This is a genomic window from Pseudomonas sp. SDO524_S393 (assembly GCF_054071875.1).
In genome coordinates this window covers 1-286 of sequence record NZ_JBSVVZ010000171.1, presented here as the reverse complement: position 1 = coordinate 286, position 286 = coordinate 1, and the positions used below count along the sequence as shown (strand labels likewise).

Sequence of the window (286 nt, the reverse complement as noted above, 5' to 3'; positions counted from 1 at the left end):
CATCAGCAAAACCGTCGACGGCGTTACCACGGAGTTTTTTTGGCAAGGCAACAAGCTGATTGCCGAGCATCACAAGGATCGGCATCGCAGCTACCTCTACGAACCCGACAGCTTCCGGCCGCTGGCTTTACTGGAAGGCTTTGGCCCAAAACAAACCAAGCCCTACCACTACCAACTCGACCACCTGGGCACGCCCCAGGAACTCACCGCCCCCGACGGCGAAATCGTATAGTCCGCACACTACCGCGCCTACGGTGAAATCGCCCGACTCGACGCGGGAAAAATC

At 58.0% G+C, this 286-nt stretch carries 1 protein-coding gene; it reads left to right on the top strand.

Annotation, left to right across the window (positions count from 1 at the left end):
- The coding region (locus tag ACW9IB_RS29525) for an RHS domain-containing protein (RefSeq protein WP_457416861.1) at positions 1–232 on the top strand (232 nt) is incomplete at its 5' end.
- Positions 233–286: the final 54 nt, after the last annotated feature.